This is a genomic window from Streptococcus sp. k-378, assembly GCF_013277505.1.
Lineage (GTDB): Bacteria > Bacillota > Bacilli > Lactobacillales > Streptococcaceae > Streptococcus > Streptococcus pseudopneumoniae.
Map to the genome: position 1 here is coordinate 14,894 of NZ_VMNC01000028.1, position 13,244 is coordinate 28,137.

The window sequence follows — 13,244 nt, forward strand, 5'->3', positions numbered from 1 at the left end:
TCAGACGGCAAGTTGTACCAGAATAGAAAACAAGGCGGATATGGGGCTTATATGGGCTTGTTTAATGAACGAGTTTATTTGATTGTTGCCAATTAGGAGGGAAGCCTAGTTCGTTTAAAAAGAAATCAATAGAGAGTGTATGTAAATGTTTAGAGAAGTCTTTAAATCGTGATAGGAGCGTATTATGTAGTTTAGCATACTCATTAGCGCTTAGGAAACATTGTAACGCAATCATGGTATGGTAAGGACTACTTTTTGCGTCTGTATTCTTTATATTGTGCTTGTCGTGTAAATCAGGATAGTATTTCAAGCTATTTCTACACTTGAAACCATATAAGCGGTTATCGTGAGCGCAAACATTTCTAGTTTCTGCTAGGTTTTCAACAAAGGAAATCAGCATATCCCTAGTAAAAGTTTTCTTAATAGTGCAGTGTTCACTAATAAAACTGTAAGACTTCTTTGCAATTCTATCTTGTAGGGAAAGTGGCAAACTCTTTAAAATTGCGAGTATATCTCCAAAAGTCAAGTAATCCACGATTACCCAGAAAGGGACGTCGCTATGTTTATTGAAATAGTGTTGTATGCTATTGCTTTTTCGGCTTGATTTATGTTTATCAATGATTTTTACGATTTGACGAATCACAAAAGGGACAGTCCTCTTGTTTTTCTTGTAGTCGTGGTTTTGGTAATCTAAGTAAAAATAAGGAGTAGTAGGGTAAGTCTCGGAAAAAACATAAGCTAATATAGATTTTATGTGTTTCTCAGCTTCTAAGATAGCTTTTAGGAAGGTGTATTTGATTTCCTTATCATAGAAATATGTATAAGTAATTTCCGAGAAATTAGCACCTTGTATATAATTGTTGTGTGGATCAGTAAAATATTTACTGTAACCATTGATAATACTGTAGTAGTTATTTGTTAGTAGGTACTTTTTTGTTTTGGAATAGTCAGATATTACAAGCCCCCGTTTATGTAATAACTCTATTTGTTCTTGTATAGTCTTGAATGGTTTGGACAAAAAAAGGCACCTCCTAAATACATAGAAGGCGCTTTTTTCGCTATCCCGTTTCACTGAGAATTATCGGGCGCTATTCTCTTAAGTACCTTCATTGTATGATAATTTTAAATGTTAGTCAACACTTTTGTTCAAAATAATTGATTTTTCTTTACTTCGTTTTGTTGGGTAAAATCGGCTTTCTATTCTTCAATTTCCCCTGTTTTTGCACAATAGACCTTAGAAATAGGGGTGCTATTGGCGAATATGGGGGAGCTTTATAGAATTTTTTCAAATACCATTGTGGCTTGAATACGGTCACCACCGCCTAGTCCTTTGCTTCCACCATTGGCGGTTGTGATGGTATGCAGGCGGTAGCCTTTTGCTACTTGGGTGTTAATGACGTTTTCTAATTCTGTCAAGTTTCCTGATCCAGTACCGAAAAATTTTTCTTTCAAAGTTACCTGAAGGACAACGTAGTGTAGTCCATTTACTCCTTTTCGTCGTTTCTTTCAGATAGTTTTTTTACTAAATCAAAAGCTATTTTTTTATCATAATCATTTAAAGAAATATAGTTGATTAAAATATCTGCAAAATTTGTACCAATTTCAGCATCATTTATTATTAACTTTTCTATAGTCAGCATGTAGCTTTGATTAAAATTCACTAAGCCTTTGCCGAAATTCTCGTATTTTTTAGGATTATTTATATGTTTTTCAATGTTCTCATATGCTGATTGAACCTTTTTTAGTAAATCATAATTAGGTTTAATGTTATTTAATTCATTCATATCAAGATTTTTAAAAAAATCTTGTAATTTAGTAGTCATTTCTTCGGGAGATATTTTATCATGGCCTAAAAGAGTTGCGACACTTACCCCAAAGAAGTCAGCAAGTTGCTGGGCTTTTTCTGGTTTAATTTGACGTTCACCTTTTTCCCAATAAATGTAAGTTCTTTTTGTAACTCCTATTTCATCAGCTATTTCTTGCTGGGTCATTCCTACTTTACCGTTAAATTCTTTATTTAACCTCAATTTTTTTAACTTATTATCCATATCAAACAAATACCTTTCAAGAGTATTTTACCACGTTTATTTGCAATGTTGCAAAATAATTTCAACATTTTATAAAAAAAGTATTGACATTGAATAAAAAGTTCAATATAATGTTTTTGTTAACAATAGGTTGAACAAAAAGTACACCATAAAAAATGTTTTTCAATCTAATGTGGTGAAATTTCTAAAAAGTGAGGTAAAAAATGAAAAATAACATGAGATTGTTATTAGCAAAGCAACGTAAGAAAACTGCTGATGTTGCAGAAGCTACAGGAATTTCAAAAAGCACTTTGACGGCTTTGTACTATGAACGTGCAAAGAATCCAAGTCTTGATACATTGAAAAAAGTATCTAGTTACTTGGGTGTTACGCTGGATGAATTTTTAGATACGAAAGATTAGAAAGGAGCGAACTAATCGCAATACTACTCTACATTTACAGATTTCTCATGTGGTGCTTTACCATTGGAGATTGATAAACGGATCTAGCTAAATATTTGCTTGCTACCTATAGCAGTATCAAGGGTTTGTAGGGGTTCATATTCTCCGATTTTACCCTACTTTAATGCTTTACCTTGGTACTGTTTTAGGTGGCAAGCACTGACAAAAGAAGAAAGGAGTGAACCAATGGAACTGGTTTACATGGACGGCAAGAAAGAGCCGTATACTACGAGCGAAATCATCGCTGAATGTGCTGAAGTTACTCATCACACAATACAAGAACTTTTGAGAAAGCATAAAGCTGATTTTGAAAACTATGGAATTATCGCATTTGAAATGCGTAAATTAGACGGACGAGGGAGACCGATGAAAATCTATCGCTTGAACGAGCAACAGGCTACCTTGCTGATCACTTATCTAAAGAATACCGAACCTGTACGGCAATTCAAAATGAACCTAGTCAAAGCCTTTTTTGAAATGCGTGATGAACTTTCTAAACGCTATCTTCAAAGAGAACTGGAAAAGCCAAAGCGTAAAAGTTTAACTGAAGCTATTCAAACATGGGAGAAAGCACCTAAGCATGCCTATAGTACCCTTACAAACTTACTACTAAAGGGAGTGACAGGGAAGAATAAAGCGCAACTCATGAAGGAGCGAGAAAGTAAGAACGGCATTGATGGTTTGACAAGTGCAGAACTGACAAACTACCAACGTTTGGAAGATATGGCAATAGCTATGATTAACTTGAATAGGGGATATTCAGAAATTAAGGAATTAATTTTTAAAGCATAGGAATATAGAAAATGGAAAATGAATTTAAGACAGTTACAAATGCCAAGGGTTTAGAAATTCCCAAGTATCCCAAGGATTTTAAAAAGCTAGTTGAGAAAGACAGACAACTAGTCGAATATCTTTGTATGAACTATGAGGACTTAGAAAGTGAAGACCTGGGCGCATTTCTTGAAACGGTGGAGCAGGGATTCAGCTGGATTCTGGATCTTATCGAAAGTAAAGACTTGCTTTATAAACCAAAGTCAGGTAGTAATCATGCAAAAAGAAAATAAAAAAATCACTTGCTCAAATTTTGACCGAGGAGAGCAAGCGACAAGATTAAGGATATAGAAATTTTTTCTATGCTCCGATTATAGCAGAAAACAGCTATTTTATCAAATACAAACGAAAAACCGAAGAGCAGGCAAGCAATTAGAAAAGGTTTTGAAATCAAGCGCTGACAGGGTGATTCTAAGGCCTTGTTTAGCTGAAAGATGGGTAATTACTCACGAAACACCGCTACAAGCGTTCGCCAACTTGGGGCAATCGCCCAGCGTTTGGAGTGGGTGGAAACCTGTATAAGAAAAGGCAAAAGAAAAGGAAATAATATGACAGTAAATACAAATGATGTTCTAGTAGATTATGAGGGGCTTTGTTGTCAGTTAACTGATACTCTACTAGTCTTAGAAATGGCTAGTATGGAAGACAGTAAACAATCATCAGCTTTACTAAATACAGTAATCCAAGCTATGAACCAACTCATTTCAGAACATACTCAACAGGCTAATGACTATAGAAAGGGGATAAAACATGAATGAGTTAGATTTAACCAACATACAGGCGGTTATCTTTATTGTGGTAGCTATTGGTTTACTAATCTATCTAAACCACCTAGACCGCGAAAAAAGCGCCAAAATAGAGCGAGAAAACCAACAGACGATAGAAACACCTAACGAGAGTTTAACCCCCGATTATGGGCGTTATATTCAGCTTGCAGGGGTTAAGCCATGGGGGTACTAAGATGTTTGAAAAAATGATTGAAGATTTAAAGTCTAAGATTTTGGAAGCAGTGGAACGGTATTTAAAAAGTCATGAGAAAGTACCTCAAAAAAGATTAGATTTAATCAGCAAGGTGGAATTAAAGGAAGAACTGGGCATAGGAGATAAAACCTTGACGAAATGGGAAGGTGCAGGACTACCGCAGTATATACCGCCTATTGAAGATACTAGAAAAGCGTATTATAAAATCTCAGATGTTTTAAAGTTTTTGGGGGTAGATGATGGCAAAGACTAAAATATATTTTTGGTTAAAAGTTGATAAGAAGTTTTTTGATAATCTTTTTATTAAACGACTTAAAAATATGCCTGGTGGCTACACTATGACAGTGATTTATATCCGTCTTATGTTGGAAAGTTTAGAAGATGATTGTATTTTGTACTATGAGGGGTATTTTGATAATTTGATACAGGAGCTAGCTTTAAAATTGGATGTGTCCGAGGATGATATAAATATGACAGTTGCATATTTTACAAAATGCGGACTGATTCAGATAGACGATGATGGACATGCTACATTATCACAAGCAAAAGCCATGGTTGAGAGTGAAACAAACTGGGCAAAATACAAGCGAGAACAAAGAAAAAACAGTCAAGATTTACCAAAATTGGATAATGTCCAAAATAAAAAGACTATTTCCAACTCACGTCCAACAGAGATAGAGAAAGAGAATAGAGTTAATAGTAAGAGTAATAATTTATATTTAGATAATATATTGTCGGGAAATCCCGACTACAATTTTCCTACTTGGCTTGAAGAAACAGCTATAAAAGATTTAGAGAAAACAAAATATAAAGAACTTTGGATTCCTATTGTTTATCTGAATCAAGTAGCTAATAAGAGGTATAAGTTTGTTGATAAGACAAAAAGGCTTTTATTAGCACGATTCAAAGAAGGCTATACACTTGAAGATTTTAAACAGGTAATAGATATTAAAACGGCAGAATGGAAGGATAGTCCTGAATTTTCTAAATATCTGAGACCTGAAACACTTTTCGGATCTAAGTTTGACGGTTATTTGAATCAAAAGCCTAAAACCATAAAAGGGAAGTCAGAAGATAACTTCCCAGATCTACCATTTTAGGAGTTGCAAGGATGAAGGAACAATTTAAAGAGTTCAATAACAGAAAAATATCGGATAAAGTTTGTGATATTCATCAGGTAAATTACTGGGAAATTTCTATACCTGTAGTAGGGAGTTCAGAAAGAAAAATACAATCATTTTGCCCGGAGTGTGTGAAGGGGGATATTAAACAAAAAGAGAAAGACCTATTACAGCGGTTTGATGATAGACAAACATATTTTAAAACTTATGATGTATTAATGCGTGATAGTACAATTCCTAAAGAGTTAAAGGGAGCGACATTTGATAATTTCTTTGTTAAGACTACAGAGGAAGGTCAGATGTTAGAGTTTGTAAAGGGTCAAGCCCAGAAATACCTTGCAGGTATGACGGGAAATACTTTAATCAGCGGTAGCACAGGAATAGGAAAAAGTCATTTATCGCTTGCCCTGGCCAAAGAAATCAATGAGAGTTTCAGAGAGAAGAACGATCCTAAGAGTGTTTTATTTGTTAGCTTAACCGAGATTATCAAGCAGATAAAAGAAGGCTGGGCTTATGGAAGAAATGCAAACTTAACAGAATATGAGGCGGTTAAAAAGCTTGTTGATGTTGATTTTCTAATTATCGATGACCTGGGGGCAAAAAATGGGACGGTAACACCTAAGAGCGATTGGGAACAGGATTTCTTGTTTGATATTATCAATAATCGAGAAACTACGATTTTCAACACGAACCTAGATAGTAGTGAACTGCGGACTGTTTATAATGCTAGAAACTCAAGTAGAATTTTGAAAGGTTTAGAGGGGAACACTTTTAAGGCTTTCACAATCAAAGATAAGCGATATACGATTAATACAGTGAGAGGAGAGAAAGGTTAATAGATATGGATGAAATGAAATTTTCAACAGAAAAAGGCTTTATTGTCTACGAAAAATGTGGTATAATAGAGATAGAAAAAGTTCCAAGATTTGGAGAGATAACTTTAGTCTACTCAGATGGGAAATTTACTCATCTAGTCAAAAAAGAAACTAAAAAATAAGTCTATTGAGAACAACTCAGGGGCATACCGTAAGCATATGATGCTAGTGGTATGCCCTTTTTTGCTTGAGAAGAAAGGAGGTGAAGAAGATGACGGTAGATACTTCATTAGGGTATGTGGTAGCTAGTAAGTTTTCTATTGATCCGGAAAAAAGACAGAAAATATTTTCAAAATGTAAAAATGAAGATAGCAGTTTAGAAAGTGGGAACCATGAAATACTAGAAAAATATGCTGACGAAAACACAAAATCAACAGTTAGAAAAAATGATTTTAAAAGCTCGTAGAGTTCTAAAAGAAAAGCTAAGAGCTAAGAACTTTAGAAAAAATTATAAACAACGAGGAGCAATAAAGAGATAAAGGAGGGTAAAATGAGTTTAACGAGTGATTTAGCAAATGAAATTGCTAAAACTTTGGAAGCTTATTCTGAAGAAGTTGAAGAACAGATAGATTTAATTGCTGAAGAGGTTACAAATGAAGCAGTGAATGAATTGAAACAAACAAGTCCTAAAAGATATGGGAAATATGCGAAAAATTGGCGCTTTAAGAAAAATTCTAAAGGTTCTTTTGTAATCTATAATGCAGATCCAACATATAGATTAACTCATTTATTAGAACATGGACATGTATTAAGAAATGGGGGACGCAGCAAAGCAATTCCTCACATAAAACCAGTAGAGGAAAAAATAAAAGAGAAATTTGAACAAAAAATAAAAAAAATAGGCAGATAATCTAAAAAATAAGATAAAGGAGTATAAAATGGCTAAAAAATTTAGTTTGGTAGAAAAGTATGTAAGAAGTAGAGGAATGAGTATCGATGATAAAAATTCAAAAACAGGTTTAATATTATCACAAGATATAACAAGTATCTATGACGTTCCTGAAGAAGGAAAAGAACTAGTGGATCTTGTTAATGTGATTGAGTATACGGGTACTGGTGGAACATATGAAACTGTAGGTTTTGACGATGAACATCTATCAGAACTTGAATCGGAAGAGTTTAGAGAAAGTGAAATTGTAGAACTTAGAAAAAAACAGATTAGAACTAAGTTCGAACACAAGACATTTTCAGGCCGTATCCCCTTATCGTCTGAACAAGTTGATGATGGAGAATATAATATATTAGACTTCTTAAGTAACAAAATTACCCGTCTTTGTCGTAAAACACGTAATATTGAAATTGGAAAAATTCTAAAAGAAGCACCTGAAAAAAATGTTTCTAATTTTGACGAATTGAAAGACACCATAAACGATTTGAATCCTGAACGTCATAATACTCTTGTATTAAGTCAGTCGCTATTTAAGTTTTTAGATAAAGAGAAATCTAGTGATGGAAATTATATTTTAAAAATTAACAAGAAAGAACGATACTCAGAAAACTTATACGTTGATGATGTTATTGTTGTGTCTGATGAAGTACTAGGAGTAAAAGGCGATAAAGTTGCTTTCGTTGGGGATTTGTACAATTTCGCTACTTTATTTGAAAGAAATAAAAATAGCTTACGTTGGGTAAGTGAATCCGTTATTTATGGAATGAGTTTAATGCTTTATACTCGTTTCGTTGTGAAGAAAATTGAAACGGATTGCGCTTTCTTTATAAAATGGAATTAGGAGATAGGGGATGGATATTAGAGAAGTATTATCAATATTAGAAAATCTTGATGATAAAAAAGATAAGATTGCAAAAGCAAGAACAAAGTTGGAAGAAAAAAGAAAAACAATTACTGGAGAGAAGAAGGTTTTATTTGATAATATTGATTCTTTTTTTGAGGATAATGCTACTTCCTTAGAACAAATTGCTAAAATGAGTGAATCAATCAATCTTTTAGAGAAAGAGTATGATACTTATTTCTGGGAGGCAAAGGCAGCGATATTTGAATATATCTTTAAAGAGACTAAGCGAAGAGCTGAAGAAAAGAAAATCTATAAACGTTACCAGAAGAAACTTAGTATAATTTTAGATGCCTACGATGAAATTCAAGCACTAAAGAAAGATGTAGAAGAAATACATAAAGGCGTAGTTGGAGAAATAACTCAGGAGCATTCTCTTGAAGTATATCGGACAGAAGTAAATCCAACAAGCATCCTTCCGTTCTTAAATCCTGATGTCAGTGGGCATATGAATTTTTCTAAGGAATATCGTAAGATTAAAGAGTATTTAGGTAAAGAGTAGTTCATTAGAAACAAGGCTGATTTGAATATCAAGAAATTGATAGCTATATCAAAAATGGCCTTGTTTTTAATTTTAGTAAATTAGTTTCACAAAATGAAGAAAGCATAAACTAAAATAGAGTATAGGCTTGGAAGCCATGTATATCAGTAAGTTATAGAATGGGGTGAGTTTCACAGAATGTAAGATAAGAGAAACTGGGGAATAAATTAGAGGGATACTTCTTTAAATTGTCATATTGAATAGTTGTCAAACTTAAAACAATGATACCTGGTAAGTGGAGTGTTGGAAGGCTTTTAGCGCTTTTTGTCAGTTTGACAGAATTTACAATTTGACAAATTGAAAGATAAAAAATTTTTTAAATTTAAGTGGAGGTACTTGCCTATGTACGAGTTGAGTAACAGAGACCTGGACGGGATAGATATTGAGTTAGGACGATATAGAACGCTTGCTAATAAAATTTATTTGAGAAGACAGGAACTGATACATAATAAGAAACATAGCACTGAAGATTATACTGGTGGGAAAGGCAAGACAGTATCTAGTCCTACTGAAACGACAATCATTAGAATTGAAGAAGACCAAACACTAAGATATTTAGAAGGCTTCAAACTAGTTGTAGATACCTTGATGGAAAACTTAATTGAAAGTGATCTAGTAATTTTTAAAATGAGATATTTAGAAGCTGGTGCGACTTGGGAAGACGTGGCAGAGAAACTAAATAAAACTACTCGTTATATAAATAGTCGAAGAAAAGCAATCGCTAAAAGATTTATAGAACTGAAAGGATATTGACACTCCCCCCACGTTGAAAAAAATTTTTTGAAGCCTCTGGGAACCGGTGAAGGGAACTTTTTCCAAGTCGGAGACCTCCAGACAAAAAGGGGGTAAAAACTGGCCAATTTACCAGAAAAATGATTAGTTTTGAAAAATGAAGAAATTTAGGGGAAGAAATTAAGCTCCTACCCTTTCTTTTGCTTTGTTTAAAACACCACGGACAAACTACAAGCCCTTAGAAACGAATCTGGGGGCTTTTGTGAGGTTGTAAAAACAAGTGTAAAAAATACGTGTTACACATTGACAAATATTTCAAACAAGTGTATAATATAATTAAAGATACGGAAAGGAGAAACCGATGACCGAAAGAGAACTAAAGAAACTCGCTAAGAAAAAAGGGTTTATCAAAACAGCTTTTGGTAAAGGTTCGCATGAAGTTTGGAAACATCCAGATGGAAGAACGGTCACGATACCTAAACCAAAAGAAAACGATTATAGACCTGGAACACTTGGCAAGATTTTGAAAGTATTGGAAGGGGAGTAAAAAAACTCCCTCCCCTATATTGGGGCGGTCATTGGTTATTATCAGATTATGAAATACACTTACTTGGCACTATTTGAAGTGGATACAGAAAACGGCGGTTATACAATCACGTTCCCTGATTTTCAAGGAGCAGTTAGCGAGGCTGACACCTTAAACGAGGCAATTTATAAGGCCCGTGAGGTGCTAGAAATTTATACAATCATGTTTGAAGATGAAGGCAAAGAGTTTCCAGGACCTTCAAGTTTTAAGGCTTTGGCTAGTCAACTTGGCAGTGATGAGGATATTCTGCAAGCTATCTCAGTAGATACGGAACTAGTTAGAGAGCGCGAACGTTCTAAGATTGTCAATAAGACTGTAACCCTACCTAGTTGGTTGGTTGAAGTTGGTAAAGAAAATAAAATCAATTTCAGTCAGCTACTACAAAAAGCGATCAGAGAAGAATTACAGGTATAACGTCATAAAGTACGTACTTCATGGTATAATATACCTATCAGCAATAAAAAAAGCACGTTTGATCGTGCTAGTTTCTTGCCTGCTGAACTCATTATTTATTGCCCTTTTTGAGGGCTTTTTTTGTGGACTTTTTGAGAATTTTTAAGAACTTTTAATGATATCTATTGAAATGTGATTTTTTAAAAACTCAGTAATATCAAGGGTTTAGGAGCTGTAAATTGGTAAAAAGAAAGTTGCAAAAGGTAATATACGATTATAGCAGAAAGAAAGCCTTTTTTCAATGAAGAAAATAAGATGCTTTATAGGATAAAGCGAGCCTTTCCAATCGGCTGAGACACTTTCAGTCAATTTTTTCTTGCTTTCTGTTCCTAAAAAAGATATACTTTGAAAATAAAATAATTTAATACTCAATGAAAATCAAAGAGCAAACTAGGAAGCTAGCCGTAGTCAGCTCAAAGCACTGCTTTGANNTGACGAAGTCAGCTCAAAATACTGTTTTGAGGTTGCAGATGGAAGCTGACGCGGTTTGAAGAGATTTTCGAAGAGTATAAACTGCTTATAAAATAAAAAGGAGCCCTGATGGAACATATTATTTATCAGCTTGAAGAGGATTTGGCAATTATTACTTTAAACCGTCCTGATGTCGCTAATGGTTTTCATATTCCCATGTGTGAGGAGATCTTAGAAGCCTTGACTCTGGCAGAAGAAAATCCAGCTGTGCATTTTATCTTAATCAATGCCAATGGAAAGGTCTTCTCAGTTGGGGGAGATTTGGTAGAGATGAAGCGGGCAGTGGATGAGGATGATATTCCATCATTGACAAAAATCGCAGAGTTGGTCAATACGATTTCTTATAAAATCAAGCAAATAGCCAAACCTGTTTTAATGGAAGTTGACGGTGCTGTTGCAGGTGCCGCAGCGAATATGGCTGTTGCGGCAGATTTCTGTTTGGCGACGGATAAGGCTAAGTTTATCCAAGCCTTTGTTGGTGTTGGTTTGGCTCCAGATGCAGGGGGAATTCATCTCTTGAGCCGCAGTATCGGTGTGACGCGTGCTGCTCAATTAGCTATGACAGGAGAGGCTTTAACGGCAGAAAAAGCCCTAGAATGGGGGTTGGTTTACCGCGTTTCTGAAGCTGAAAAACTTGAAAAGACGAGAGAACAGCTTCTTAAAAAATTAAGACGTGCTTCAAGTAATTCCTATGCTGCCATTAAGAAGTTGGTTTGGGAGAGCCAGTTTAAAGACTGGCAGGGTTACGCTACTTTAGAACTGAACCTACAGAAATCCTTAGCTCAAACAGAGGATTTCAAAGAAGGAGTGCGAGCTCATTCGGAGAGAAGAAGACCTAAATTTACAGGAAAATAAAAAATACTTGCATCATTCTTTGAATTTTGATATAATTCTTTCTGTCAAATGTTTTGATTGTAAAAGTTTTTTGAAGAAGGAGGGATATGAAAAATGGACTACCAACGAATCAATGAATATTTAACATCTATATTTAACAATGTCCTTGTAATTGAGGAAGTGAACTTGAGAGGTAGTCGTTTTAAGGATATCTCCATCAAAGAAATGCATACGATTGATGTCATCGGTAAGGCTCCAGATGTGACTCCAAGTCAAGTGTCAAAAGAGTTGATGGTAACTCTTGGAACTGTTACGACAAGTTTGAACAATTTAGAGCGTAAGGGATACATTGAGCGAGTTCGGTCAGAACAGGATCGTCGTGTGGTGCATCTGCATTTGACAAAGAAGGGGCGCTTGATCCATAGACTGCATAAACGCTTCCACAAGGCCATGGTAGAAAAAATTATTGATGGCATGAGCGAGGAAGAAATTGATGTCATGAGCAAAGGTTTGACTAATCTTTACCAATTTTTGGAGGATTTGAAATAATGGCTTTTGCAAAAATAAGCCAGGTTGCTCATTATGTGCCAGAGCAAGTGGTTACAAATCACGACTTGGCTCAGATTATGGATACCAATGATGAGTGGATTTCAAGTCGAACGGGAATACGACAAAGGCATATTTCAAGAACAGAATCTACCAGTGATTTGGCTACGGAAGTTGCTAAGAAACTGATGGCAAAAGCTGGAATAATAGGAGAGGAACTGGATTTTATCATCCTAGCTACCATTACTCCAGATTCGATGATGCCCTCTACAGCTGCTCGTGTTCAAGCTAATATTGGTGCTAATAAAGCCTTTGCTTTTGACTTAACCGCGGCTTGCAGTGGATTTGTATTTGCTCTTTCAACTGCTGAAAAGTTTATCGCTTCTGGTCGCTTTCAAAAAGGCTTGGTGATTGGTAGTGAAACCCTCTCTAAGGCAGTCGATTGGTCGGATCGATCAACAGCTGTGTTGTTTGGAGATGGTGCTGGTGGTGTCTTGTTAGAAGCTAGCGAGCAAGAGAATTTCTTAGCTGAGAGTCTCAATAGCGATGGAAGTCGCAGTGAGTGTTTAACTTATGGGCATTCAGGTTTGCATTCTCCATTTTCAGATCAAGAAAGTGCAGATTCATTGTTGAAGATGGATGGACGCGCAGTCTTTGATTTTGCCATTCGAGATGTAGCCAAGTCTATCAAGCAGACTATTGAAGAATCTCCTATAGAGGCGACAGACTTGGATTATCTGCTATTGCATCAGGCTAATATCCGTATTTTGGATAAGATGGCTAGAAAAATTGGTGTTGACCGAGACAAACTTCCAGCCAATATGATGGAATATGGCAATACCAGTGCAGCCAGTATCCCGATTTTACTTTCAGAGTGTGTAGAACAAGGCCTCATCCCTTTAGATGGTAGTCAGACTGTTCTGCTATCAGGCTTCGGTGGAGGCTTGACCTGGGGCACGCTCATTCTTACAATTTAGGTAATCATGTGGTGAACA

At 35.3% G+C, this 13,244-nt stretch carries 22 protein-coding genes; 19 read left to right on the plus strand and 3 right to left on the minus strand.

Features of this window, described 5'->3' with window-relative positions:
* Positions 1-61: 61 nt before the first annotated feature.
* The 3 genes from HT719_RS03455 to HT719_RS03465 all read right to left on the minus strand — a co-directional run bounded on the left by HT719_RS03455 (position 62) and on the right by HT719_RS03465 (position 2,048).
* Positions 62-1,018, minus strand: coding sequence for an Abi family protein (locus HT719_RS03455; protein ID WP_172926344.1), 957 nt, complete (start codon positions 1,016-1,018; stop codon positions 62-64).
* A 254-nt stretch (positions 1,019-1,272) separates the two neighbouring features.
* Positions 1,273-1,452: a DUF4177 domain-containing protein gene (locus HT719_RS03460; protein WP_172926343.1), complete on the minus strand. Its 180-nt coding sequence runs from the start codon at positions 1,450-1,452 to the stop codon at positions 1,273-1,275.
* Positions 1,453-1,484: 32 nt separating this feature from the next.
* Positions 1,485-2,048 carry a helix-turn-helix transcriptional regulator gene (locus tag HT719_RS03465; RefSeq protein ID WP_172926342.1) on the minus strand — a complete coding sequence of 188 codons (564 nt, stop codon included), beginning with the start codon at positions 2,046-2,048 and terminating at the stop codon, positions 1,485-1,487.
* 203 nt (positions 2,049-2,251) lie between these two features.
* On the opposite strand from HT719_RS03465, the gene HT719_RS03470 reads away from it, so the two are divergent.
* The 19 genes from HT719_RS03470 (at position 2,252) to HT719_RS03560 (ending at position 13,226) form a co-directional block, all read left to right on the plus strand.
* Positions 2,252-2,449: a helix-turn-helix transcriptional regulator gene (locus HT719_RS03470; RefSeq protein WP_064276818.1), complete on the plus strand. Its 198-nt coding sequence runs from the start codon at positions 2,252-2,254 to the stop codon at positions 2,447-2,449.
* 225 nt (positions 2,450-2,674) lie between these two features.
* Positions 2,675-3,280 carry a Rha family transcriptional regulator gene (locus HT719_RS03475; RefSeq protein WP_172926341.1) on the plus strand — a complete coding sequence of 202 codons (606 nt, stop codon included), beginning with the start codon at positions 2,675-2,677 and terminating at the stop codon, positions 3,278-3,280.
* Positions 3,281-3,291: 11 nt separating this feature from the next.
* Positions 3,292-3,552: a hypothetical protein gene (locus HT719_RS03480; RefSeq protein ID WP_172928251.1), complete on the plus strand. Its 261-nt coding sequence runs from the start codon at positions 3,292-3,294 to the stop codon at positions 3,550-3,552.
* Positions 3,553-3,867: 315 nt separating this feature from the next.
* Positions 3,868-4,077: a hypothetical protein gene (locus HT719_RS03485; RefSeq protein ID WP_049509650.1), complete on the plus strand. Its 210-nt coding sequence runs from the start codon at positions 3,868-3,870 to the stop codon at positions 4,075-4,077.
* A complete protein-coding gene (locus HT719_RS03490; RefSeq protein WP_172926340.1) occupies positions 4,070-4,279 on the plus strand; it encodes a hypothetical protein in 210 nt (69 codons plus the stop codon). The genes HT719_RS03485 and HT719_RS03490 overlap by 8 nt, the downstream gene beginning before the upstream one ends.
* A 1-nt stretch (position 4,280) precedes the next feature.
* On the plus strand, positions 4,281-4,553 hold the full coding sequence (locus HT719_RS03495; protein ID WP_061419259.1) for a hypothetical protein: 273 nt from the start codon (positions 4,281-4,283) through the stop codon (positions 4,551-4,553).
* Positions 4,540-5,400, plus strand: coding sequence for a conserved phage C-terminal domain-containing protein (locus HT719_RS03500; protein ID WP_172926338.1), 861 nt, complete (start codon positions 4,540-4,542; stop codon positions 5,398-5,400). Before HT719_RS03495 ends, HT719_RS03500 begins: the two co-directional genes overlap by 14 nt.
* Before the next feature lie 11 nt (positions 5,401-5,411).
* Complete coding sequence (locus tag HT719_RS03505; protein WP_172928253.1) at positions 5,412-6,257, plus strand: ATP-binding protein; 846 nt, start codon at positions 5,412-5,414, stop codon at positions 6,255-6,257.
* A 5-nt stretch (positions 6,258-6,262) separates the two neighbouring features.
* Positions 6,263-6,418 (plus strand): hypothetical protein, encoded by a 156-nt coding sequence (locus HT719_RS03510; protein ID WP_000344069.1) that lies wholly within the window; start codon positions 6,263-6,265, stop codon positions 6,416-6,418.
* An 89-nt stretch (positions 6,419-6,507) separates the two neighbouring features.
* Positions 6,508-6,702 carry a hypothetical protein gene (locus HT719_RS03515; RefSeq protein ID WP_045605734.1) on the plus strand — a complete coding sequence of 65 codons (195 nt, stop codon included), beginning with the start codon at positions 6,508-6,510 and terminating at the stop codon, positions 6,700-6,702.
* Positions 6,703-6,786: 84 nt separating this feature from the next.
* Entirely contained in the window at positions 6,787-7,146 is a 360-nt protein-coding gene (locus HT719_RS03520; protein WP_172926336.1) for an HK97 gp10 family phage protein, read from the plus strand.
* Between the two features lie 28 nt (positions 7,147-7,174).
* Positions 7,175-8,026 (plus strand): phage major capsid protein, encoded by an 852-nt coding sequence (locus HT719_RS03525; RefSeq protein WP_172926335.1) that lies wholly within the window; start codon positions 7,175-7,177, stop codon positions 8,024-8,026.
* Positions 8,027-8,036: 10 nt separating this feature from the next.
* Positions 8,037-8,588, plus strand: coding sequence for a hypothetical protein (locus HT719_RS03530; RefSeq protein ID WP_172926334.1), 552 nt, complete (start codon positions 8,037-8,039; stop codon positions 8,586-8,588).
* A gap of 381 nt (positions 8,589-8,969) precedes the next feature.
* Positions 8,970-9,380, plus strand: a complete 411-nt coding sequence (locus tag HT719_RS03535; RefSeq protein ID WP_172926333.1) for a DUF722 domain-containing protein — start codon at positions 8,970-8,972, stop codon at positions 9,378-9,380.
* Positions 9,381-9,720: 340 nt separating this feature from the next.
* On the plus strand, positions 9,721-9,906 hold the full coding sequence (locus HT719_RS03540) for a type II toxin-antitoxin system HicA family toxin (RefSeq protein WP_023935892.1): 186 nt from the start codon (positions 9,721-9,723) through the stop codon (positions 9,904-9,906).
* A gap of 48 nt (positions 9,907-9,954) precedes the next feature.
* Positions 9,955-10,359: a type II toxin-antitoxin system HicB family antitoxin gene (locus tag HT719_RS03545; protein WP_172928255.1), complete on the plus strand. Its 405-nt coding sequence runs from the start codon at positions 9,955-9,957 to the stop codon at positions 10,357-10,359.
* Positions 10,360-10,938: 579 nt separating this feature from the next.
* Positions 10,939-11,724 (plus strand): enoyl-CoA hydratase, encoded by a 786-nt coding sequence (locus HT719_RS03550; protein ID WP_000400065.1) that lies wholly within the window; start codon positions 10,939-10,941, stop codon positions 11,722-11,724.
* 93 nt (positions 11,725-11,817) lie between these two features.
* Positions 11,818-12,252, plus strand: a complete 435-nt coding sequence (locus HT719_RS03555; RefSeq protein WP_000386348.1) for a MarR family transcriptional regulator — start codon at positions 11,818-11,820, stop codon at positions 12,250-12,252.
* Positions 12,252-13,226 (plus strand): beta-ketoacyl-ACP synthase III, encoded by a 975-nt coding sequence (locus tag HT719_RS03560; protein WP_172928257.1) that lies wholly within the window; start codon positions 12,252-12,254, stop codon positions 13,224-13,226. The genes HT719_RS03555 and HT719_RS03560 overlap by 1 nt, the downstream gene beginning before the upstream one ends.
* Positions 13,227-13,244: the final 18 nt, after the last annotated feature.